The organism is Bacillus sp. NTK074B (assembly GCF_017303375.1).
Taxonomy (GTDB): Bacteria; Bacillota; Bacilli; order Bacillales; family Bacillaceae_B; genus Rossellomorea.
In genome coordinates, this window is the sequence record NZ_JAFKOH010000003.1 from 77,835 (window position 1) to 101,586 (window position 23,752).

Sequence of the window (23,752 nt, forward strand, 5' to 3'; positions counted from 1 at the left end):
TAAGAAACGTCAAAAAAGAAAATATGTTCTCCCTCATATCCTGTCCCCCAATCCCATATAGTTATCGTAAAGACACGTAATAGATGGAGATGATGAAATGGCAGAAGCTTTCTTTCCCGAATTATTCAAAAGCTTCTTTATTGCTATGGGAGTACTGCTTGGAGGGTCCCTGCTCGGCGGATTGGCCTCGTTTGCCATGGGGCAGCCCCTGTTCATTGAAATGAGACGACTATCCGATTTCCTGCGCATCTGGGCCATCATCGCCGCGATCGGCGGCACATTCGATACAGTTTACAGCTTTGAAAAAGGCTTCCTGAACGGAGAGACGAAAGAGCTCCTCAAACAATTCCTGTGGATCCTGTCTGCTCTTGGAGGGGCCAACACGGCTGCCATGATCATCACCTGGCTGACGCAGGAGCATATGCCGTCATGAGGATCCCACCCTTTTACCGGCTCCCCTCCTGGCAGCGGTTCTTCGCCGGAATGGTCGTAGGAGGCATTATCAGTTGGATGATCTTCCTCTTCATGTTTGGCACCATGCATGAAAAACAGGCCCTTAAGATTGAAGAACAGAAAAACGATATCAGCAAATTGAAGAACACCCTGTCCTACTTACAGGAAGAATACAAGCAATTAAACCATGAAAATGAAAACGAGCTCGTGATACAAGAAGTCAAAATCAAGATCATCAATACGACCAAAACGAAGGTGGAACTGCTCAGCATTCACGAAACCGAGGACAAGCTGAGTGAAGACTTGCGGAGCCTGTTGACCAAGGACCTGGAATCGGTGTACGGAAATAAAGAACTGATCAAGAAAATCATTGAAAATAAAACCGTCAAGCTGAATGATAAGAACTTTCGATTGAAAGTGAAGGAAATGTACTTTTTTACGACTACGCAGATTACGTTGGAATTGAAGTATGAGGATGATTAGATTTGTTGGGTGAACCTGTCTGGTGGCGGGTTCTTTTTTGAGTTCTTTTTTAGAGATCTCGGTTCAGTGAGCCTTTCTGAGCGGCTTCTTGATGGGATTCATCCTTCGTTCGTGAGGTGATTGCGTCATTTTTCAGTGGGATTGCGTCAAAATTTATTTTATTGCGTCATTTTTTTGATAATTGCGTCAAAACCGACCTTGATTGCGTCATTTCCACTGACAATTGCGTCTTTTTACACAATTGTCCAAAACCCACCGCTCAGTGAGCCTTCACTGTATACTAAAATGTATCAATCAAAAAAATTCCATTAACGATGAGAATCTTTTCTACTTCCATTCGTTGTACATAATGTAAAGGCCTTTCAACCATATAAGGAGCGAATCAAATGAAAAGTTCACCGACCAATTTCATCACCAGGTTAAAAAAGAAGAAAGAGGATGCATTGGAATATATCATCGATGCTTACATGCCACTTGTGAAAACAATTGCTACAAAAATTCTACACAATCGAAATCGTCTGGATGTCGATGAATGTATCAATGATGTCTTCCTCACCGTCTGGCAAAATTCCCATCAATTTAAAGGCGAGGCAGAAGATTTCAAAAAGTGGATCGGGATGATCACGAAATACAAAGCGATCGATCAATACCGTCAGTCAGAAAAAAGAAACGACCGTGAACAGCAGGACGAATCCCTCCTTGCCAAATCGAGTACTCCCGGAACCGATACATCCGTATTGCAGAAGGAAGAAAAACACGAATTATTAGCTGCCATCAGTCAACTGGAGGAGCTGGACCGGGACATCTTCATGATGAAATATTTTCTGGGGCTGACCAATATGGAAATTGCAGATCAGTTAAACCTTTCAAAAGCGGCAGTGGATAACCGCTTGTACCGCGGGAAGAAAAAGTTAGCGTCTAACATGAAGTTAAAGGAGCGGCTAGTATGAGTATGAAAGAATGGTTAGAGTTAGATATTGATTCTCTTGAATTGGAAGAAGTGACAAGCCTGGAGAAAAAGCGTGTCAAACAACATGTATTAAAATCACGTGGAAAGAAGACCGGGATTTGGAAGAATATGGCCGTTGCGTCTGCCATGCTGATCGGGGTAACCACTGCTGCAGGCTATGCCTATCCCTCTTTCGCAGACCAAATCCCTTTTATGGATAATGTCATTCAATACTTCAGCAATGACGACACCTATAAAGAATTTGACGAGTTCTCGACTGACATCGGTCTGACAGAAACGAGTAACGGGGTGACCGTCCTGATCGACAACGCCGTGTACGACGGCACGAATATTACCGTCTCCTATGCGATTGAAACGGATAAAGACTTCGGGGAAGACATCCTCAGTGGGGGACATTGGTTCGACGTCAAAGGGGCAAACGGAAGCGGTGGAAGCAGTCAACTCACGAAGATCAGCGATAACCGGTATGTCGGCCTGGCCACCATTACCCCAAGTTTTAAAGGCAGCGATTTTCCGGAAACGGTGGAGGTCACTTGGGAACCACAGACACTTTACAGCACGTCCAATGATCTAGAGGTTGACGGGGACTGGTCCTTCGCCTTTTCATTAAAACGACTGGATGGAGATGTGAGGCTGATAAATGAAACAACTAAAACGCATGATATTAACTTTACGTTAAAATCCGTTGAGCTTACAGATGTTTCGACGGTGATCGCATATGAGCAGGAAGTATCAGGAAAACTTCTCGAGAAGTGGCCGGAAGTATCACCAGTATTCAAAGTGACGGATGACCTCGGTCATGTCTACCTTAATGGAACGGGTGGCGGCGGATTCTCAGAGGATAACGGAAAATCGCTGGAAGGAACAACGGCTTTCGGTACCATACAGGAAGGGGCCACTAAGCTCATAATCGAGCCCGTTGAAATCGCCAGTCTTGGGTCGGGAAAAGGCCACAGCGAAATTCAACTCGACAGCATCGTTATTGATTTAAAAGAATAAATGATCTCTCCCCTATTTAAGTTGAATGCCGAACTTATATAGGGGATTTATTCATTCACCCACCCCAGAACTTCTCCCGCCACCCGTTCAGGAGAATCCCAGTGCACATTATGTTTCGTATTCTCGATCCCGACTACCTTCACCCTCCTGACCGATTGATGCAGTTTCTCGATGGCTTTCTGCCTTGCAGGATCTGAGACGGGAATCGTAGCATGAAAGAATAACACAGGGCACTCAATCTCTTGATAGGTGGTGGAGCACGGTTCATGATAAAAAGCTTTAATCGTCGCCAAAAGACTGTCCCGATCCGCTCTTAACTGGTAATGGTCATCCACAACTACAAAGTTTGAAGAAATTATCTCTTCTAGTTGAGGATCCCAAGGTCTTGTCGTGTACTCCTGATAAATGTTCACTACATCAGTCCAGGATTGATATCTGCTGGAATCTATGTATTCCACCCAATCCGAATGAGCTTTTTCCTTCGTGTATCCCTCAACCATTTCAGGGAACACATACCCTCCGTCTATTAAAATAAGTCCCTTTATTTGATGCGGGTACTGCTTGGCGGTATGCAGTGACAGATCTGCTCCCCATGAATGACCCAATACATATACTGGTTCAGTCGTCACTCTACTGATGACACCCATAATCCGTTCCCCAAGTGATGAAAAAAGGTAGTCTTCTTCGCTTTTCAGAGTATCGGTTTCTCCATGTCCCGGAAGGTCCAATAGAATGAGATGAAAATCGTTGCGGAGATATCCGGCAAGTTCATTAAAACTACTGGCGTCCCCTGTCATTCCGTGGAGGCATACAAGAGTGGGGAGGTGTTTGGCACCTACTTCATATATTGTAAAGGTGTGGTCCTCTACCGTTACTATCCATTCCTTCATGTTCATCCCTCCAACACCCTTTCACACCTAAACCGCTCCACCCCAGGATACTTCTCCCCCAAACTCTCAATCTCAAATCCTATCTTCTTATAAAACAACACAGCATCCAGATCTGTTTCGGCAACCATGCTCGAAAAGGGATAACGCTCGAGGATTAAATCAATCATCCTTCTTCCAACACCCTCACCACGGCGGTCTGGCATCACGGCTACATGTTTAATTTCACATCTGCCATCATCCAGGCATTCAATCCCGATACATCCAATGATGGACTCTCCCTTTCTCGATCCGAATAGCTTTCGCCTGTTGACGTGTTGGTAAGCAGCATATTCTCCATCTGCGTTCTCATGGGAGGTTGCATATGACAATAAGGTTTTGATGTCAGGATGAATACCCCTTGATACGAGCTCCTCCATTACAAAATCTTCTCCATACAACAATGCAACCTCCCTTCATACACCACTTCTTTAAACGGTTCATAGCCAAGTTTTTTCCAAAACCTGATTCCTAGATCATTTTCTTTATGGACCGCCAAACGCAATTTGGTTGGACTTTCATTCCTGATTAAATGCTCCAGCTGTTCATGAGCTGCCTTGGAATGACCTGCGCCCTGAAACCTTTTATGAATGACAAATAAACTGATCCAGGGAGTCCGATCTTTTGGATTGTTTAACGTATAATCGACCAGTCCTATGTATTCACTGTCCTTTATAATAAGGAGGCGGATAATACCCCGTTTTACAGCTTCTGTATGCTCGGAATAAATATCATCATACTCGACAGTCTCTTTATCTTTGGATAAACGGTTGTAAGCCGGATTGGAATTCATGATCCCCTGCTCCACTTCCCATTGACCCATGTGATTTATTTCAAAGCGAATCATCGATATCCCTTCATCCCATTCTCAAAGGCTTTTCGGTCATCATTCTCAACTCCGTGGAGCGCTTCCTGCAAGGCGAAAGTTCCTCGATAAAAGTTCATTCTTTCAACTATCTGATCTCCACCGGGATATATTGTCAGGCAATCTCTGACAAACCGTTCACCGTAGCTGGATAATAGTCCTGCAAAATCATAGGCCGGGTCTCCAACCTCCGTTTCGCCAAAATCGATGATACCTGAAACCTCATGACGTGCTGGATGCCACAGAATATTTGAAGCACCAAAGTCTCCATGAATGAGGACAGGTTGGAAGTCGAGGAGATCTTCATTTGAGAGAAATGAGTCGAAATGCAGGCGGACTTCCATCTTTGCTTTTTCATTCATATGTGGAAAGAGCTTTTCCCTAAACCGATCATATAAATCAACAATCGAAGTACGGATCTCATTGATACTTTTTCTCTCAATCTCTAATCCTTCTACAGACTGGGAATGCAATTCGGTCAAAAAACCCACCAATTGTGAAGCCATTTTTTGACTATGCCCTTCATTTTTCTTGAATATTGACGGCCAAAGGGGTTCCCCTTCAATCATCTTGTATCCCGTAAACACTTTCCCGACTTCCTCATGCTCCACGGATTGATAAAGGGGAAAGGGCACACGTAATGAAAGATTCCCCTCTACTCTTTCCAACACTTTCGTTTCAGTCTTGAGTTTCCTGATTCCTTCTATATATTTTGGAAACCTGAAGACAAGAGACCGGTTCACGATCAGAACATCATTATTCTGACCGATTTGGTTCACCTCACAGTGAGTAATCGAAAAATCCGGATAGACTTCTCTTATTCTAGTTTCATAATTGGCTTTCATTCTACTTCTTCCTTTCTAGAAATGACTCATACTCATCGTGAAACCGGCCTGCTTCTTCAAGAAACGGGTAATGGTTACTCCTCTCGAAAATTACCAACCTGGAGTCTGGTATTCCTTCAGCCATTTCAATGGAATACTTCAAAGGACACTGCACATCGTACCTACCGCACATGATAAGGGAGGGGACGGATATGAAACCCAACTTCCTCGTCACATCAAACACTTGTAATTCTCGGATAAAAAAGTTCATGCGTGGAGTAGACATTCCTTTATGGATCCTAAGGTTAAAAAGCTCTGGATAGTCCTCAGGCATATGTAATGATAATGTCGTTCTTTCTATGGATAGCTCTTTCCTCTTATCAAGGGATAAATCTGGTTGCTTCAACGCTTCAATCAGTTCCTGCATTCTTTCAAAATCATTGTGTGCCGGGTTATAGATACAATCTTCCGAGAACGTCATATATTCCCTTGCTGCAGCGCCGACAATCACAGTGAATTCGAGGCTTTCCGGGGCTTGAATCCCGTACAGGACTCCCAACATCCCTCCGGTTGAATGACCAGCGAATCCCCAGGTCCGGAATCCTAATGCGTCCCTGACCGCTTCCAGATCAAAGATGGTTTCCAACATACTCAGCTGATAGGATTCATTCGCTTTCTCCGAATGACCTGCTTCCCGTAAATTGATCAAGAAAACCTGATTGGTCCGTGTGAACGTCTCTGCAAAATAGTCCCCTGTCTCATTGAACTCTGAATAATGATGAGTGACACATAGAGGATCTCCCTGTCCCTTGAAGAATACTTCAAATCCTCCACGAGATGTATGCAGTAATGTTCTTTCCCATTTCTTCATCCTTCCACCTCTCTTCAGCTTTAAAAAGGCTTCCCGAAATGGGAAGCCTGGTAGATCACAATTCTTCAAAACGGACGTTTAACGGCTTGTTTAAACTCCTCAACCTCGGATTGACCATGAAGTATACGGCAAAGACCAGATAACCGAAGCCTGATAACACCAAGGGAAATCTTACGGAAGTGAACTCGCCGATCACACCGCCAAGTAGATACCCCAATGGACTCAAAGACCCGAGCAGCGATGAAATGAAGGCAAATCCGATTCCGATATATCCCTTCGGCAGGTTGACCTGTATCAGCGTCTGGACATAAATCCCTATGATCCCGATCCCCATCCAGGATAGGGCAAACAGGAAATAAGGAAGTACCGTAACGTCCTTGACTACAAAGCCCAGCATCCAGGTGAGTCCCGACCACAGGGAAAGGAGAGGCAGGATGCGATTCAGCGAAATACTCTCCAATCTACTGGACAGAATGGTCCCGGCGAGAGTGCCTAACGACATGGCCGTCAGCCAGAATCCGTATTCAGCAGAAGATTCCGAGATGACCGGTAGCATGGCAATCCCCATGGTTGCCATCACGTTCATCCCAATAATGCCGAACACGATGCTTAGAAGAGTATGACGTTTTTTCACAACAAGAAAGCCATCTATAAAATCATTTTTGTATTGTGTGATAAAATGACCCGTTCGTTCTTCCGTTTCCCTCTCCGACTTGGGTACGTTTAAATAAAATAAAAACAGCAGCCCGGTCCCCAATAATAAAACGCTGTTCGTCACATAAATCAAACCCAATCCCACAAAGGCGATCAAAATCCCGGATACCGCATCACAAATAATATCAAGGGTTTGATACGAAAAGGAGAAAATGGAGTTCACCTTTGTCAGATGTTCACGGGGAGTCAGGCTCTCAATCAGGGCACTTTCAGTCGGATATGTACATTCTGACAACGAAAGAGCCACAAACATCAATGTGAACAGAAGTGGCAGCCATAAGAGATTCGTATAATACAAGATAGAAATCAAGCTGACCAGTGCCCCCTGGCCCAGCATGGCGACAAACAGAATCTTCTTCTTTGAAAACCGGTCAATAATCGGTCCGTATAGAAATTGAATCGTGACAGGCAATATGGCCACGGCACTTGTCAATCCGATGAGTAAAGGCGAAGCCGTGACCGATTTAACGTACCAGATCGTCGCAATCATATAAAAGCTGTCCGCAAAATTCGTGATGATTCTGCCTGTCAATAAAATCATTAATTGTTTATTCATATATGAAAATCCTCCTTTAATGTTCAGCAAATAAACGATTGTTATTTACTATTATTAAGGCGGTTTCCACACGATGAATGAGGCCTAATGATCAAATGGATTCAGGAAAATAATCGGGATCATGGTTCCATTCCTTTCTCATATCAATAATGGTAATTATTTCATAAATATTTTGAATCTTCAAGCTGTACTTCATTTCAAAGAACACTTACAGGAGATATGGTGGAGTTGAAATATTAAAGCTTTCCATATATACGGTAAAGATTATGTAAATACAAATATGTATGCTTTTTTCTATGATAGGGTTTCATTGAATACATTTGAAATCAATAAAGAAGGAGCCTAACATTTCATGAAACGCAGTGCCTTAGCATGCATAAGTATGACGGCCATTCTTATGGCCGGACCCAGTAACGGATTAGCGATGACAAACAATTCTGCACGCACAGACCACCTCCAACAGGAAATCTCGAACGCCAATGCGTTCATATCAGATGACGCAGTGAAAACGGAGAAATACCAGGCGATGGAAGATTCACCTTTTGCATTTTACCGCGCCACGAACTTTCTCTATTATCAAGACCTTGATAACGGGACAATCGGAATTCCGAATGAATGGTCTACAACCAACAATGTGAATACGTGGCTTTCAGGAGATTTCCATACACAAAATATAGGGTTCTTTGATAATGACGAAGGCGATATTGTATTCGACTTGAATGATTTCGATGATTCGTACATAGGGCCATTCTATTGGGATTTACTACGCTATACGACCAGCATTTATCTATTGAAGGATCAATTGGATTGGAGCCTGTCTCAAGCAGATGCTGATGATCTGGCTATGTCGTTTTTGACGGAGTATCAGGATACGCTGACAAGTGTGAACGGAAATGCCGGAGAAACGCAGGTGAAGATGGATAAAGCGACCGTGACAGGATTCATTGATGACGAGATGGATGATGTCATTACCCGAAGCGCTTCACACGCATTAGATAAATGGACGGTCATCAATAGCAGCGGAAAGCGTCAATTCGATTGGTCCAATCCTGATTTATCTGCCGTCGACGGAAGTGATTTACTAGATTTGGAAGGACATTGGTCTTCCTACCTTCAGGATATTTCAGATAAGGTAAGCAGCTGGGATACCCATTATTTCGATGTAAAGGATCGTGCCCGCCGCCTTCATTCAGGACTTGGAAGCTTAGGGGTAGAGAAATACTATGTGCTAATTGAAGGACCGACCAGCGCTGCAAACGATGACCAGCTTCTGGAGATCAAAGAACAGTTGAAACCGAATATGTTCGTCAATCCCCTTACGGATGCTTCTATCTACCATAATCAACTAAGAGGTACGGCAGATACTGCACGGGTCGCTTATAAAGGACTCCAAGACCAGGTGGATGATCACATGGGCATCATGACCGGTGAAAGTAAATCGTATCTTGTCCGCAGGATCTCGCCTTGGAAGCATGGTTTGGATCCTGTTGATTTCAACAGTAAAGCAGATCTCGACAGTTTTGTAAAATACTCGGCACAAGCTCTTGCCTACGCCCATTCCCGTGCAGATCGGGATTATCAGGACCAATTCATATCCTACAACTTCGAGGATGGTGCTTTGCAAGCGATCGATTTATGGCCGCAATTTAAGACGACTGTGGTTGATTTAGCAGGGGCCTACGCGGATCAAGTGAATGCTGATTATCAGTCTTTTCTTGAATTGGTGCAAGGAAATCGATTACCATAACTGGAAGGAGAGCCCTTTTTTTATAAAAAGGGCTCTCCTTCCGGTTCCATATTCAAGCGGTACATCAGGAATCTTCAACACGTTGTAACGACCTTCAATTTCCCTTGATTCAAGTAAAAAACCTGGTTGGTTTCTGTAACCGCCTCTGCGAAATAGTCGTTTATCTCATTTAGCATCATAAGTCATTGGGCCAGTACCAAGACCCATCAATCTTCTTCCTGTGATCCATATCATCAGGCTCGTCACCCACAAAATTAACGCAGACCCTAAGCCAACGACAGCCATATAGGCATTCATCTCATGACCACCAAACGTCATGGTCTCAGGTATGAACAGCCAGGTAATCACAGGGACCACACATAGTAAATTGCCCGTATAATAATAAATACGGACCCGGAATAGTCGTGCAAGAGGCAGAAAATGAAGACCGACGATGATAGCTATGACAATCGGAATCATTTCCGTGCGACCAACGGCATTGCATACGGCAATCGCAATTCCGATCGCTATCCCCTCACCGGCGAAAATGATATTAAACCACATCCTCATTTTCCTGCCATCAATCCCGCTGTGGCTGGACGTCCCTTTGGGAAACCCCTTAGACGCGGAGACCAATGAGAAGCCACTGATGACCAACGCCAAACCGACTGCTAAAGCAGCGGGAAATAACCAGGGACTCCCCCATCCCTGCAGCCCCATGATACCTGTATACGCCCATAGAGTACCGAAAAACGCCATGAATAGAACACCGGAAGCCGTGCCGCGCAAGTCACCTTTCGTAACTGTATGTACCATCAAGTACACGCCCTTTCACCAAGATCCAAACTAATAAAACATCCCTCTCGTTTTATCCCCCCCTATGGAGAATCCTTGATGTACCTTTTCAACTGTATTCCTACCCATCTCCTGTACCAATTATTTCAAATCCGGTTGAACATCTCAATATGTTCGTAGGATAACAATTAGAGAAGGTTGATCCTTACCTATATCTATTCAGTTATCTTCTGAATATCACTTGCCACGACCCTTCCAGGAGAACCTTCCTCCAACACTTTATCCACTTTCATGACAATTTTGTCTCCCTTCGAAAATTCTTGGGCTTCCTCTGTTTCTACATATAAAAAGGTAATGTCATAATTTGATAAATCTTCCCCTTTTACCTTTTCCAGCGATACTAAATCGACGGCCGTCAAATCTTGTCCAATCAGTATCTGATTTTCCTTCACCTCTAAAATGTAACCGTAGAGGACATCTTCACTTGCTTTAGTGGGATGTTTGGATGCATGGATGATATACTCTGCAATATCAGTGAACGGCTTGGAGCTTTCATGAGAACCGCAGGCATTCCAGTTAAGCGTGCGGTTTCCCCCATTGATCTTCACTTTCATCAAATAGTTGTCCGCCTGTTTTCCTTCAGGACATTCATCACTCGTTGGCTTGGAGTTTAAATAATTCGCCAGCATCAACTGCTTGTAGACCTCCTGCTTATCCTCATCCTTCAGTTTGATCGTTTGTTTTTCTCCTTCTTTGGGGCCGTACCTTAACTCCACTTCAAAAACATCCTGGCGATTGACGTCATAAGAAGTCTCCAGAACCCCCCATGTTCCCCCCTTTACCCCTTCACAATCTGTCAGATAATAGGACAGATTGGTAGGGTTTTCTTCCCTTTTTAGCTTTCCGCATTGAAAGGTATCCACACCGCCACTGCCATATTGATCTCTCGTTGAGTCATGTTTTACCTCTATTTGTTTCCCATCGTAAGCTAAATCCGTGAGTATGGGATCTCCCTCGATCGTGTAAGATACGACTCTCAAATCTCCTTTTTTCTGCTTCTCTACCTGTTGAAAATAGTTCTCCATTTTATCCAATCCTGAAATCCCGCCATGCATGTCCTCTACATCCGCATTCAGTTCAGAATCGTTTTCTTCAGTAGGTTTTGCGGTAGGTTCTGCGGTATGATTGGATTCATTGCATGCTGTAAGAAAGACCAAGATGATGGCAAATATCCATAACCATTTTGAATGTTTCATAGACTCCCCCTATATATTCTAAAATTGATTTACAAACGGTTTGCTATTATACAAAAAATTGAGACATCCAGGCAATATAATATGAACCCGGGATGAAAATAAGTTGAGCGAGCACTGTCCCGAACAGTCGGGAGATGACCATCATGATGGAAAGACCTTTTAACTCTTGGTAATTCCCCTTACCGTTCGCTACATCGTCGGCAAGGACGGAAATCTTAGGGTCAATAAACAGTGTCAATAAAATTGTTGCGATACCATTGATCAAGCCTGAAGCCATGGTCGCACTGCCTGATCGATCTGGTACGAGAAGCGCAGCATATAGCGCTGAAAGAACGCCAATCGTGTAAACTGCTGTAATGACCATATTGATGAAAAACAACCTTTTTGGAATGGCTCTGAAATTGATTCCCGTCAAATATCTTCTACCTGGTTTAGCAAAATGATTCATTCCTCTTTTATATAGATCATTCTTAAACCCAAGCTTGATTAACCTTGGCACAGAACCTCCCTGCTCGGATAAATGGATAATCCCCCTTGAAAACAAAGCAACAAAGGTGGGAAGTAACACGATCCCAAGGAGCGTCCCTAAAGTCGAGGCACCGATTAGCACCCTGAACTGCTCTTCCACCACTTCTAATTTTCGACCATCAGGCGCAGCATCGGTGAGACCCCCTGTAAATGGCTGCTGCATCATATTCGACATTCGTGACACAATGACCATCATATTGAACAGGGAAAGACCTGAGGCAATCAACTTCACCCTTGCGCCGGATAATCTTACCGCATAAGCAAGTGTTTCGATGCTATGTATGATTAATATGAAAAGTGCAATTGATATGACCGGTAACGATATAAATTCCACGACGACAACTCCCTTTTTTATCCAATCATATTATAGCATGTTTAAAAAGGAACATTTCGTATTTTTGAAATGTTCCTTACATTTACTTTCTATAGGCTTCATACCAATGAAAGAGCTGTATTTCTTTTAACGTCTTAAATTGAAGATTGCCTTCTAAATGGTTAATTTCATTTATCTGGGAACCCCCAAAAAATAAGGAATCACCTCAACCGACTGTCTTCCGTTCAATTCCTCGTAGCCATGCGGTCAACGCAACCGCTCCTGCCACCATGATGGCACCGATCCACGGCGTATGAATCAAACCGATTCCATCCACGATGAGTCCGCCGATGAAGGAACCGATGGCAATTCCGACGTTAAATGCCGCGATGTTCAAGGCAGAAGCGACATTGACTGCTGAAGGGACATATTTCTCTGCCAAGTTCACCACAAGGATCTGCAGTCCAGGCACGTTCATGAAGGCGAATAATCCCATCAGGAAGATCGCGATAAGTCCTGCCACTTTAAACGGTGCTGCAAATGTAAGAGCTACTAGAATGATGGCTTGCATAACAAACATCCAGAATAATGCTTTTAACGGACTCTTGTCAGAAGCTTTCCCACCGACAACATTTCCGATGGCTACGGCAATTCCGTATACAAGAAGGATGATACTCACCCATTTGGCACTGAAACCTGTTACATCTTGCAATAAAGGTGTTAAATAAGTGAACGCGACGAACGTTCCGCCATATCCAAGGGCTGTGATGGCAAAAGCTAATAATAATCGGCCGTTTGTTAGAATCTTCAATTGTTCACTGAACTTGGCTGGTGGTGCTTCTTTCAAGTTTTTCGGTACAAGGATGGAACTGGCAATGATTCCGACAATACCGAGAACGGCAACTCCCCAGAATGTGGCTCTCCATCCGAATGCCTGTCCTATGAATGTTCCAAGTGGTACTCCTGTAACGGTCGCAACCGTTAATCCTGTAAACATAAAGGCAATGGCACTGGCCCGCTTGTGGGCAGGTACGAGATCTGCCGCAATCGTCGATCCGATCGAGAAGAAAATACCGTGTGAAAATGCTGTGATAAAACGGGCTACGAGCAATAGTCCAAAGCTTGTGGACATGGCTGCAACCGAATTTCCGACAATGAATAAGAGCATCAAGGACATGAGCAACGATTTTCGGCTCATCTTACTGGTCAATGCCGTCAACACCGGTGCCCCGATGGCGACTCCAATGGCATAACCCGAAATTAATAATCCTGCGAGTGTGATCGATATCGATAAATCATCGGCAATCGATGATAATAATCCAACGGGAACAAACTCTGTCGTTCCGATTCCAAAGGCACTGATGGCAAGGGCAAGTAACGCCGGCGTGCCGCCTTTCGTTTTTGACTGATGTATAGTAGCTGAAGTTGAACTCATAACGTAACTTCCTCCTTAAGATTTAAATGAAATGAGAAACGAAGGCGCCTTCCGTTTCTCTGTACACATATGATAATGGGTACAACTATTTATGAGAAGTACGCACTTTAAAGTCATGTAGGTACTTTTTTGTAACCTAGTGACCCGCAAGTGCCTATATGCCTTTCAAACCTCTTCGATGAAAATAAGCAGGTACCGTTTGAAAAGCTAAATTGAATTATGAGGGCTGGCTAACTTTTTGGGAAGAACGCACTTTGAAGTGGCATAGGCACCTGGAAGTACCCTAGTTTTAAAGTGAAAACTTTAAATTAGCATTGCTTCTCGCACAGTGAAATTCAGAAGAATCAGTAGAACATTTCAGCAGTGAAATGAACACGTAAAAAAGCTCGGAGCCTTATGCTTCGAGCTTTTTTTATCAGTTCTAACGATCAGCGGAGAACCGCTCCCCTGGCGTTTGAAAATAAGCGGAAAAATTCCGTCTAAACCGGAAAATCTGGCTATTTCACGATAATTAGCCGGAGTTTTTCCGCTTATGGAACGATATTCGTTGAATATTGTTCCATATTGAGCCCGTTAAGCGGAATTTTTCCGCTTAAATCAGCGTTGTAACCCTCCTCCAGCTGCCTTAACCGGAATTTCTCCGCTTATAAATCTGTCTCCATCATCTAAGCATTATGCTTTATTGAATTTAGATACATTACTGATCTAATTGTTTTTCATTTACTTTTCTAAGTACATGTTGAGCTTCTATAAAAATTGCTCTTTGATCATCAGAAAGTTTATCGATTTCATCGGATTCTTTCATTCCACTTTTGGCCATCGTTTGCTCATATACCATGATTGCTTCGATATATTCTTCATATTCGTTTGATGACAATACTTCTTTGCTTGATTTCTGTCCATTAAGTCGATCAAAGAATGGCTGTATCTCATATAAAGTATTTTTCAATTCAGCCAGCTGTTTAGCAGGAACTTCTGAATAATCAATGTTTCCATATTTATCCCCATATTCTAAGTTTAAAGAGCTTTAAAAACGCCTTATCATCGCCTTTTTGAGCTTTCTTAACTAATCGATCGATGTTCTTCACCCCTTATTATCTTCTTTCATCAATTAGACAACCGAAAAGACGAATTGGCTTTCATTTTTTTATAAAAGTTAAAACAATAGAGAACTATGAATTGCTGTAAATCATTAAACCGACGCTCTATTCCAGTATTATACATTACATCCCATTAGTCGTGGGCTTTATATGAATAAGCTCTTCCCTAGTCAAAAACCAAACAACTGGTTACACTAAAAGAGAATGATGTTAAAGAGGAGAGTACATAATGAAAGCACTTGTATTTGAAAAGTTTGGTGGACCGGATGTCCTCCACTATCAGGAGATTGATTCTCCCCAAATAGGACCGGATGAAATGTTAGTGGAAATGAAGGCAATCGGTCTGAATTTCGCCGATGTATATAGAAGAAAAGGGAATTATCACTTAGCAGGAGATCCACCGTACATTTGTGGGTATGAAGGGGCAGGCGTCGTCAAAGAGATTGGAGCCAACGTGCAAGGAATAGCTGTTGGGGACCGCATCGCTTTTGCCGATGTACCTTATGCGAATGCGGAACTGGTGGCCGTCCCGAAGGATAAAGCCATCCCATTGCCGAATGAAACATCGTATGAAACAGCTGCATCCCTTTTGTTACAAGGACTTACAGCTCATTACTTAACGAAAGACAGTTATAGTATCAAAAGTGGGGATACCGTTTTAGTCCATGCAGCTGCAGGCGGCGTCGGGCAGTTGCTTGTCCAGATCATTAAGATATTGGGCGGCACAGTCATCGGGTTAACGTCTACGGAAGAAAAAAGACAGGCAGCGCTGGCTGTTGGAGCGGACCATATGTTTTTATACAATGAAGACTGGAAACAGAGCGTGCAGGATGTGACAGATGGTAACGGCGTGGACGTCGTATATGAATCAGTCGGTTCGACTCTGATGGACAGCTTCGAATCAACTCGCATCGGTGGGACAGTCGTCTTCTTCGGTATGGCAGGAGGCGATCCTGTTTCCGTAGATCCCCGGATGCTGATGGACACCTCGAAAACCCTGACCGGCGGGGACTTATGGAATGTATTGACGTCTCACGAAGAACGGGTGAACCGTTCCCACGAATTGTTCGGTTGGACCCAAGAAGGAAAGTTAAAGGTCTCTGAACCAACGGTCTTTCCTTTAAGCGAGGGTGCAAAAGCACATGAGTATTTGGAAAGCAGGAAAAGCACTGGGAAGATTTTATTGATTCCTTAATAAACTGTAAGAGTCCCTATCCAACTCGGAAGGGTCTCTTTCTATATATCCTGAGACAACCGGATCATATCCCTGCACTGGATGCCATTTTCAACTATTTCTTCTGGATAATGTCTGACGAAGAAGTCCAGATCTACCCCAACGATCCTGAAACCACATTTTTGATAAAGGGCCAATTGGCTAACGCCTGAATTCCCGGTCCCGACTTCAATGGTTTTGTACCCTTGCTCCCTTGCAACCTTCACGGCATCCATGACCAGCTGTTTACCAATTCCTTGACCATGCCTCTCTTCTGCAACGGCCACATTTACGAGCTCGATGGTTTCAGGTCTTGTTGGGAGTAGGACATATACTCCAATTATGAGCTCTTCAAGCTCCGCTACATAGCATTCTCCCCTGGAAGTATATTCTTTTACAATCTTCTCTGAAGGATCTGCCAACAGAAGCAGGTCCATTGGAAGTTCTTCATCTGTCTTTTGTTTTCTGATGATCATACACATTCCTCCACTGAAAAAATGAATTTCAATTCAAGCATAGCTATTTTAATATAAGGGTCTTACAAAAAAAGGGGAGAAAAAATATTCATCTAAGCATAACCCCTTTACTCACTTAAATTAAATAGTATACTAAACACATATTCTTCATCTTGAAGAAAGTGGTTTAAAGCTAGGACCCCTTAGTAAATTGAAAAATTCCTTTTTGGGCTTACTGATTTTGTTGGTAAGCTATTTTTTTGGTGTTAAACTGCCTAAGGAAGAAGAGCTTAGTATGGGGCATCAAACTCTTTTTCGCTCATTAAGAATTCCGAAATCACTTTTTCGTCCGTATCCTCCATTTTATTCACTAAACCTACTAACTTCAGCCCAGAATATTCTATTCCATCATGACGATAGTGGAATGCAAGCTCCCCATTCTTGAAATCGTTCAACTTATCTCCCCTTTCACCAATTATTCCCTTAATGGAATTACTTTGTAAATGAGGATAGAGCATCACCTTGACGATATATTCTTTATCTCTTTGAAGCCGGTCAGTCGTAAATTGAAAATAGCCATCTGAGTCTGTCGTCACTTTGCCTTTACTAATAAGCGTGACACCATCTCTTTTGTATTGCTCAATTGCAAGCATTGCCCCTTCCGGTAATGAGGCTTCTCCCTTTATAACGACTTGGTTAGGGAAATTATACACCTTCCCTGACATCTCGTAACTTGCTTCATGATCAACCATTGACTGAGCCGGTTGTGTATCCGTTTCTGGAGTTATGAAGTAGTATCCTGCAAGAGGGGTCATAATCAGAATGATCATAAAAAAGGCAATATTAGGACCCGCCGATTGGAAGACTCGTAGTTTCCAGTCCCTTCTATGCGCTTTCCTCCATACTGTTTGAAATTCCACCGTTGACTTTTCATGTACATCTACATGATTAAATAATGTCTTCAATTTATCATTCTTCATATAATCCCGCCTTTGTAAGGTCAATTTCCCCTTGCGATTCGAGACGCCTCAATTGCTTCAGTGCAGTATTCAACCTGGATTTCGCTGTCCCGATTGGTATCCCGAGAATCTGAGAACATTCTTTCAACGTGAACCCCGAGTAAAAGTGGAGGACAATGATCTCTTTACTTTTCCATGAAAGAGAATGAACGATCTTCCACAGTTCTCTGTTATCATCTGATTTCAAGAAACTCTGCTCGACCGAATCTACCCGATCATGTAGGATGTCATCAGAAAAGAACGAAAAACATTTTATGATTCTTTGTTTGTTCATAACCGTCTTGGCCACATTCATGGTGATGGTGTAGATCCAAGGTTTGATTGGTTTTGTGTCGTCGTACTTATCGTAATGACTTAAGAGTCTGATGAACGTCTCTTGGGTGATATCATCTGCTAAACTCCTGGATTTCGTCATAAGCAGCGCTGTTCGGTAAACATACTCTCTATATGTTCTGAAAATCTCTTCGGCTGTTGCTTCTTCAATAAACAAAGACTCACTCCCCTCCGCCACCGGGATGATTAAAGTAATCCAGCAAGAAGGTGTTTTGTCTCGGACTCCCTTTCTCAACCTTATAAATAAAATCAAACATTTGTATGCATGCATATTCATCGCCGTCTTTACGGATTCTTACCAAGCCCGGTGATCCCTCCCGGATATTCTCACCATGGCGACCGTAAATGTTCTGTATAGCGTCAGGCTGGTCATCTGGATTAAACGTGACAACTAATTTATGTTCTTCGGCTTTTTCATCTCTTTTGAAACTTGCACTGTAAGTATGGTCCTTATTCACTTTTGCCACAGCTTCCTCCAGAACGGCATCCGTTTCAATATCCTTCAGCTCTATCTTAATCTTTGAGTCTGCTTCCAGGATGCTAGTCCCGTTAACTGAAACGGTATTGCCGACCGTCTTCACATAGCCTGCGATTTTCACCTCTTTTTTTGAAGCAGCACATCCACTGAGCACTAGAGCCAAAAGTCCAAACATGATTAGTAAATTATACTTATTCAACTCTTCTCCCCCTTTATCTATTAATGATTTACTATTATTACTAGCAAACCAGCAAAAGGGTTCGATGTTTTTTGGAAATTGTAAAAAAATAGAACTCGCACCAGTTGGCGTGTTTCTTTATGAGGAATGCACAATCCTTCAGCGCACTCTTTTATTGAAGAACCTCTAACAGAAATAAGCGGAATTACTCCGGTTAAATTTAGAATGGAACGTGTTTTGAGGTAATTAACCGGAGTTTTTCCGCTTATGGACTGAAAAATTTCCGATATTTTGTATTTTTAAGGAAATAGGCGGAATTTTTCCGTCTATTTACTCCTTTTTTTACCGCGATGACTAATTAAGCGGAATTACTCCGTCTATTGATCAACTCTAGGACTTAACCTGATCTCCCGAACTCTTACTGTCTATCATCATAAATTTGTCCCTTAAAAAAATGCACCCGAAAACTGAGCCTCTGCTGTAAATGGGTGAACCTCTCAGCTCACTCCTCTATCCCAAATCCTTCTTCCCATCAGAACTCTTATTGAACCTGATCAGAAACACAGTCCCCGTACAGTTTAGTACGATACTCGCACTCAGGACGACCGCCCACAGTGGCGTCGGGAGCGGGAGAATAAAAGATAATAGCATGAAGACAATCCCTCCTAATACGAATAGGAGACCTTTTGAAACATCGTTCATGATTCTTCCTCCAGAAAATAATAAGTGCATTCATTTTAACATAAATATCCATTATTAGCGGGTACTTTTTTATCTGGAATCACCCTGTTTTCCAAATAATATCCCCCCATATCGACTTTTCTTTATGTAACACAAAAAGGTCAAGCACCCTGCTTTAGGATGCTTGACCCACCATTTCCCGCTTTCTAACAAGATTAGTACTCCTCATTCAAAACCGAAAATTCATCAATCACATCACCATCGGATGTACGGGTCGTAAAGGTGATGGTATCTTTCTCCACCTTCGCACTCATATACACGGCGATGTTTTCCATATTGACGTATTCAAATTTCTCGTCTGCCACTGCATCATAGTGCTTTCTGCCGGTGGTCCCGGCCACTACATAGACGGTTCCATTTTCATCTTCTTGGCCATCTTTAAGTTTCTTCGTCCGGCCGTACGCATGGTCGTGTCCGGAGAAGACGATGTCGATCCCGAGTTCATCGGCCACTGGAGGCAGCTTTTCCTTCATGATTTCATTGCCTCCAAATGGATTAGTGTAATAAGGAGGCTTATGGGTCACAAGGATTTTCCAAGGCTTATCCGAATTCTTCATGTCTGTCTTCAGCCATTCAAGTTGTTGATCCAGTACTTCACTGTCACTGGTAAATCCAAGCACACTGATGTGCATGTTTTGATAATCAACCGAATACGTACCACCTTTGTCAGCATCAGGGCCATTCTCAGGTGAGCCAAGAATCGCTTTGGCCAGACTTGCGTCATTGTCTCCCATGTATTCATGATTCCCGAGAGCCGCGATAAGATTCGTGGTTCGGATGTTTTCATACTGACTCATAATCCCTAATGTGTCATCCCATTGATTGAATTTAGAAGCTTCATCGATCATGTCGCCAACGTGGATCATAAACGCCGGGTCCTGGTCGTTGACCTTCGATAGGATCTGATCAAACAAACTCAAGTCCGACGGCGATTGTGTGTCACCCAGTACGGCAAATTCGAAGGAATGGCTTCGTTTTAACGTGGTGAATTCCTGCATGTCACTCCAGATTTCTCCGTTTCCTACCCGGTACACATATGTCGTGTCCTGTTTAAGTTTCTTCAGGGTGACTTGATTGACCCGAGCGATGCCATTCTTCGTAATGTCCAGTTCTCCATTGAACACCTCATCGCTCCACGAGCCTTTTTCCGTTTTTAGGCTCTTGTCCCCCTTTTTGTCGTAATCCTTTTTCCTGGCATATTGGATGAAAGGAGCTTCTTCATTGCCAAGGGGACTGGACATCCAAGTGAACGTCTTGTCTTTATAAGGATCCTCTGTTGTGGGCGAGATGATATTTTTCAGCTCTTCTCCTTCCACTAATGCCGGATAGGTTTGTGTATCAAGCTTAAATGAATAGTGACCGTCTTTTACAGAGTAAAGGGTGATGTCACTTATTTCATTTGTAATGGAATCCACAACGAGTGATCCGTCTTCCCCCGTTTTCCCAAGCGAGAAAGGCTCATCTCCGGTAGAGGCGAAGATCTCTGCTCCGCTTACAGGATTCCCCTCCTGATCCATTACCTTCATCGTTGTAGGTTTACCTAATACTATTGGATCTGCTTCCACTTCTAACGCTGCGTCCACTTCAACACTTAAAGGCTTCATTGAATAGGTGGAGATGAACGTCTCTTCAACAGGCTGGGCATAGGCGATTTCCCCCTGTGTCATGTCTACGTTCAGCTTGCTGCCTTCCCCTGTTGATGGTGGAATGGAGATGTGGATCTTTGCCGCATCGGCTGTATTTTCTGTTTCCCCGTTATTCATCAGATGGATGGTAAGAAGTCCCGACTCACTGTCATAGTTGAATGTACTTCCCGTGAATCCTTCTCCGAATGTAACGTCAGCCACTGGGAACGTTTTATCCACTTGCAGTTTCAACATCGATTCAGAGATATCAGCTGGATTGGTCGCTTTCACCGTCAGTTCCAATGCCTCCCCTAAGAGTGCTTTTTCTTGATCCTGCATGATCTCAATCTTGGCAGCTCCAGTATTCACGGTAAAGTAGCCCGTCTTCACCGACTGGTTCCCAAATTTATCAGGCACCATCAGGGTATATTGATGGGTACCATCTGCCCACTGTAATCCGCTCAGGGACATAGAGCCGTCCATGTCATAAGAGAAATGGCCCTCTCGCTTGGAGTAATCCTTACCATCCACAAACCATTTGATCTTATCCCAATCGATACCTGTTTTGAATGGATCGTCTTCATACTCATGCACGTTTGCTTTTAAATTCACTGAGCCCGTTGTATATTCCTTCTCTTCTGCATTAACGGACTCGATGACCGGTGGATATAAATCATCGACTTTTTCTCCGTAAACCGCACGGATATTATCGACATAGAGAGATCCCTTTGTCATAGGTCCTGTTATACCGGACTTCGTGGACATCATTCGGATTGCTTGCGTGCCAGATAGTTTAAAAGGCCCTGTAAAAGAGTCCGGGATATCGGCTTCGATGTATTTCCATCCGGTCCAATCGATCCCCGGCTTCTCACCGGTAAGGTTAATCGTTTGATTCTTATTGTTTCCATCCACAATCATCATTCTAAGCCAATACCCCTCGGCTTCAGGTGTTCCATACACCCACATTCCAATGCTCTGTGGATCTCCTTCAATCTCCGTATTCACTCCCGGCCCGGCATACACTCCAAGGGTCGTTCCGGTTTGGGCATCGATGAAATCAAAGTCAAGCTTTAATGAATAATCTCCAAATCGGACCGGAGCAGGATAGGTTGATAGATTCAATGTCCCCTTCTCTCCCCGATTCGCCGTCGAAGTCTTCCACGTACCTAAATCACTCTCAAAGTCAAACAACACTTTTGGAAGCGTCCCTACTGCAATTTTCACAGTAGCTTTCAGGTCGGTATTTTTCAATCGGGCTGTAATCGTTCCTTTTGCACTTTGGTCTTTCGTGTGGAGGACACCTTCCTCATCAATCGTACCCAGTCCTTCTGGAATATCAAACTCGATGTCCTCAAGGTTCCAATCGACTACCCGCTTTTCAAATGTGGTGGTCAATCCCAATGGAATGTCACTGTTTCTGGCTGCTGTCAGTTCCGGTGAAGAAAAAGAGATGGCATCAGGTGTGGCCATTTCAATGATGCTTTTACCCACCTCTTTCCCTTGATGCTTCAACACGACGTGCAACTGACCTGTTGTTCCGTTTGATTGGAAGACCCCATTTTCATCAATGGTTCCAAATGACGGATCTGATAGTTCCCACGTCAGCTCAGAGTCTGGCAGAGGAGCAGATGCCATCGCCTTATCTCTCCCTTTTGCACTGAACTGGACGGTAGATCCAGGAGTGAAGGATGTGTCATAAGGGGAGACGTAGGCTGAATGGAAGAGATGATCCGAAGGCTCCTTTGACACTACCAGCCATGAGTTGGCCACACTTCTCTCACCGCGGTCAGAAGGCATATTATCAACCTCGAGATCATCCCCTCCGAGTGTACGGGTGGTAAAAGTAGAGGACCCTCCACCATCCAGGTTGAGAGCCGAAACCGCCCCTAAATCAATCATCAGTTGAGCTAGATCAGGCATGGAGATGCCGCTGGAATACGGCTCCTGCCTGCCGTCGATCACTGCGAAGAACACATCTCCATCAGCCTTGATTCCGACAGCCGTCCGAGGCTCTTTATCCGCTCCCGTTTGGGGAGTTTGGTAGACTTTACTGTTCTTGACGAGGATCGCATTCCCACCGAGGGCTTCCTGCAAATCATCCTTGACCCCATCATACTCGGCCGTGCTTCCGATGACGGCTTCACCGGACTTTTTCACACCAAAGAATCCCCACCCCTGACGAAGCTGAGATTTGATAGCCTTTCCATCCTTGAACACAATGCCTGTGGGTTCCCCTGTGGCCATATTATAAAAATCGGCATTCACGGCAGCCACCACTTTATGGTTCTCCCCATCTGCGGCACTTCCCCGCTGCCTGACAGGCTGAAGTCCAAACGCCGTCCCGTCATTCGGAGTTCCCGCTTCAATGGAGACACTCGGATTCTGTATATCCACATCCACTACAAAACTCTCAATCTTCTTCCCGTCACTTCCCTCAAAGCTGTAATGCTTCTCCATGACACCTGGAGCAAGATCAGCACGGTACTCGTTAATAGGAACCTGCACTACCTGTGACTGGAGGTCAAACTCTCCCAACGCTTCTGCCATATTCGGTAAAATGACGCTTCCCGCGACGGCAATGGATAAAACCACTGGCCAAACCTTCTTCTTGAATCTCCTCATCTTTAAGCCTCCCAATCTCGCATTCGCTAAAATCCATCAGCATTAGACACGTTTATCATAACGGAAAATGTTTAATGAAAAGTAAATTATTTGTAATTTTTCGACAATGAAATAAAAAGGGGCAATAGGGCCCGTTACTTTCATAACAATAGAAAAGAAGCTGAAAATCCGGTTCGCGATTTTCAGCTTCATAAAATTGAAACCATTCCCATATCTATCCGTAAAGACAAGTAAGGGGGAGTTAAGTATGAAGAAACTAGCTATAACATTATTG

Annotated in this window: 22 protein-coding genes and 1 pseudogene; 6 read left to right on the forward strand and 17 right to left on the reverse strand. The window is 43.7% G+C overall.

Features of this window, described 5'->3' with window-relative positions; genetic code table 11:
* Window positions 1-97: 97 nt before the first annotated feature.
* The 4 genes from JI667_RS06305 (at window position 98) to JI667_RS06320 (ending at window position 2,905) form a co-directional block, all read left to right on the forward strand.
* Complete coding sequence (locus tag JI667_RS06305) at window positions 98-433, forward strand: YtrH family sporulation protein (RefSeq protein ID WP_206851254.1); 336 nt, start codon at window positions 98-100, stop codon at window positions 431-433.
* Window positions 430-936 (forward strand): sporulation membrane protein YtrI, encoded by a 507-nt coding sequence (gene ytrI / locus JI667_RS06310; RefSeq protein ID WP_206851258.1) that lies wholly within the window; start codon window positions 430-432, stop codon window positions 934-936. Before JI667_RS06305 ends, ytrI begins: the two co-directional genes overlap by 4 nt.
* Window positions 937-1,322: 386 nt before the next feature.
* Window positions 1,323-1,886, forward strand: coding sequence for a sigma-70 family RNA polymerase sigma factor (locus JI667_RS06315; RefSeq protein ID WP_206851260.1), 564 nt, complete (start codon window positions 1,323-1,325; stop codon window positions 1,884-1,886).
* Window positions 1,883-2,905, forward strand: a complete 1,023-nt coding sequence (locus tag JI667_RS06320; protein WP_206851262.1) for a DUF4179 domain-containing protein — start codon at window positions 1,883-1,885, stop codon at window positions 2,903-2,905. The genes JI667_RS06315 and JI667_RS06320 overlap by 4 nt, the downstream gene beginning before the upstream one ends.
* A 47-nt stretch (window positions 2,906-2,952) precedes the next feature.
* On the opposite strand, the gene JI667_RS06325 is transcribed toward JI667_RS06320, so the two are convergent.
* Genes JI667_RS06325 through JI667_RS06350 form a run of 6 tightly spaced genes read right to left on the reverse strand, consistent with a single transcriptional unit; the run spans window position 2,953 to window position 7,661 of the window.
* On the reverse strand, window positions 2,953-3,795 hold the full coding sequence (locus JI667_RS06325) for an alpha/beta fold hydrolase (RefSeq protein WP_206851264.1): 843 nt from the start codon (window positions 3,793-3,795) through the stop codon (window positions 2,953-2,955).
* Window positions 3,796-3,797: 2 nt separating this feature from the next.
* Window positions 3,798-4,232, reverse strand: a complete 435-nt coding sequence (locus JI667_RS06330) for a GNAT family N-acetyltransferase (protein WP_244668221.1) — start codon at window positions 4,230-4,232, stop codon at window positions 3,798-3,800.
* Window positions 4,211-4,678 (reverse strand): GNAT family N-acetyltransferase, encoded by a 468-nt coding sequence (locus JI667_RS06335; RefSeq protein ID WP_206851266.1) that lies wholly within the window; start codon window positions 4,676-4,678, stop codon window positions 4,211-4,213. Before JI667_RS06335 ends, JI667_RS06330 begins: the two co-directional genes overlap by 22 nt.
* Window positions 4,675-5,541 carry a phosphotransferase family protein gene (locus tag JI667_RS06340; protein WP_206851268.1) on the reverse strand — a complete coding sequence of 289 codons (867 nt, stop codon included), beginning with the start codon at window positions 5,539-5,541 and terminating at the stop codon, window positions 4,675-4,677. Before JI667_RS06340 ends, JI667_RS06335 begins: the two co-directional genes overlap by 4 nt.
* 1 nt (window position 5,542) lies before the next feature.
* Entirely contained in the window at window positions 5,543-6,391 is an 849-nt protein-coding gene (locus tag JI667_RS06345; protein ID WP_206851269.1) for an alpha/beta fold hydrolase, read from the reverse strand.
* A gap of 55 nt (window positions 6,392-6,446) precedes the next feature.
* Complete coding sequence (locus JI667_RS06350; protein WP_206851270.1) at window positions 6,447-7,661, reverse strand: MFS transporter; 1,215 nt, start codon at window positions 7,659-7,661, stop codon at window positions 6,447-6,449.
* A gap of 352 nt (window positions 7,662-8,013) precedes the next feature.
* On the opposite strand from JI667_RS06350, the gene JI667_RS06355 reads away from it, so the two are divergent.
* The gene (locus JI667_RS06355) at window positions 8,014-9,408 is read left to right on the forward strand and encodes a DUF2252 family protein (RefSeq protein ID WP_206851271.1); all 1,395 of its coding nucleotides are present in this window, start codon (window positions 8,014-8,016) and stop codon (window positions 9,406-9,408) included.
* Window positions 9,409-9,573: 165 nt separating this feature from the next.
* On the opposite strand, the gene JI667_RS06360 is transcribed toward JI667_RS06355, so the two are convergent.
* The 5 genes and pseudogenes from JI667_RS06360 to JI667_RS06380 form a co-directional block, all read right to left on the reverse strand.
* Window positions 9,574-10,203, reverse strand: a complete 630-nt coding sequence (locus JI667_RS06360) for a DUF7010 family protein (RefSeq protein WP_206851272.1) — start codon at window positions 10,201-10,203, stop codon at window positions 9,574-9,576.
* A 194-nt stretch (window positions 10,204-10,397) separates the two neighbouring features.
* A complete protein-coding gene (locus JI667_RS06365; RefSeq protein ID WP_206851273.1) occupies window positions 10,398-11,438 on the reverse strand; it encodes a DUF4362 domain-containing protein in 1,041 nt (346 codons plus the stop codon).
* 46 nt (window positions 11,439-11,484) lie between these two features.
* Complete coding sequence (locus JI667_RS06370; RefSeq protein WP_206851276.1) at window positions 11,485-12,300, reverse strand: lipid II flippase Amj family protein; 816 nt, start codon at window positions 12,298-12,300, stop codon at window positions 11,485-11,487.
* A 205-nt stretch (window positions 12,301-12,505) separates the two neighbouring features.
* Window positions 12,506-13,714, reverse strand: a complete 1,209-nt coding sequence (locus JI667_RS06375) for an MFS transporter (RefSeq protein ID WP_206851278.1) — start codon at window positions 13,712-13,714, stop codon at window positions 12,506-12,508.
* A 697-nt stretch (window positions 13,715-14,411) separates the two neighbouring features.
* Window positions 14,412-14,720: pseudogene (locus JI667_RS06380) on the reverse strand (DUF3600 domain-containing protein); the annotation flags it as partial.
* A 323-nt stretch (window positions 14,721-15,043) separates the two neighbouring features.
* Here JI667_RS06380 and JI667_RS06385 point away from each other — a divergent pair.
* On the forward strand, window positions 15,044-16,009 hold the full coding sequence (locus JI667_RS06385; protein ID WP_206851280.1) for a quinone oxidoreductase family protein: 966 nt from the start codon (window positions 15,044-15,046) through the stop codon (window positions 16,007-16,009).
* Window positions 16,010-16,050: 41 nt separating this feature from the next.
* Here JI667_RS06385 and JI667_RS06390 read toward each other — a convergent pair whose 3' ends face one another.
* The 6 genes from JI667_RS06390 to JI667_RS06415 all read right to left on the reverse strand — a co-directional run bounded on the left by JI667_RS06390 (window position 16,051) and on the right by JI667_RS06415 (window position 23,478).
* The gene (locus JI667_RS06390; RefSeq protein WP_206851281.1) at window positions 16,051-16,503 is read right to left on the reverse strand and encodes a GNAT family N-acetyltransferase; all 453 of its coding nucleotides are present in this window, start codon (window positions 16,501-16,503) and stop codon (window positions 16,051-16,053) included.
* A 269-nt stretch (window positions 16,504-16,772) separates the two neighbouring features.
* The gene (locus JI667_RS06395; RefSeq protein WP_206851284.1) at window positions 16,773-17,462 is read right to left on the reverse strand and encodes a hypothetical protein; all 690 of its coding nucleotides are present in this window, start codon (window positions 17,460-17,462) and stop codon (window positions 16,773-16,775) included.
* Window positions 17,452-17,991: an RNA polymerase sigma factor gene (locus JI667_RS06400; protein WP_244668222.1), complete on the reverse strand. Its 540-nt coding sequence runs from the start codon at window positions 17,989-17,991 to the stop codon at window positions 17,452-17,454. The genes JI667_RS06395 and JI667_RS06400 overlap by 11 nt, the downstream gene beginning before the upstream one ends.
* Before the next feature lie 4 nt (window positions 17,992-17,995).
* Entirely contained in the window at window positions 17,996-18,511 is a 516-nt protein-coding gene (locus tag JI667_RS06405) for a hypothetical protein (RefSeq protein ID WP_206851287.1), read from the reverse strand.
* A gap of 489 nt (window positions 18,512-19,000) precedes the next feature.
* Window positions 19,001-19,192, reverse strand: a complete 192-nt coding sequence (locus JI667_RS06410) for a hypothetical protein (RefSeq protein WP_206851289.1) — start codon at window positions 19,190-19,192, stop codon at window positions 19,001-19,003.
* A 194-nt stretch (window positions 19,193-19,386) separates the two neighbouring features.
* Entirely contained in the window at window positions 19,387-23,478 is a 4,092-nt protein-coding gene (locus JI667_RS06415) for a phosphodiester glycosidase family protein (RefSeq protein WP_206851300.1), read from the reverse strand.
* Window positions 23,479-23,752: the final 274 nt, after the last annotated feature.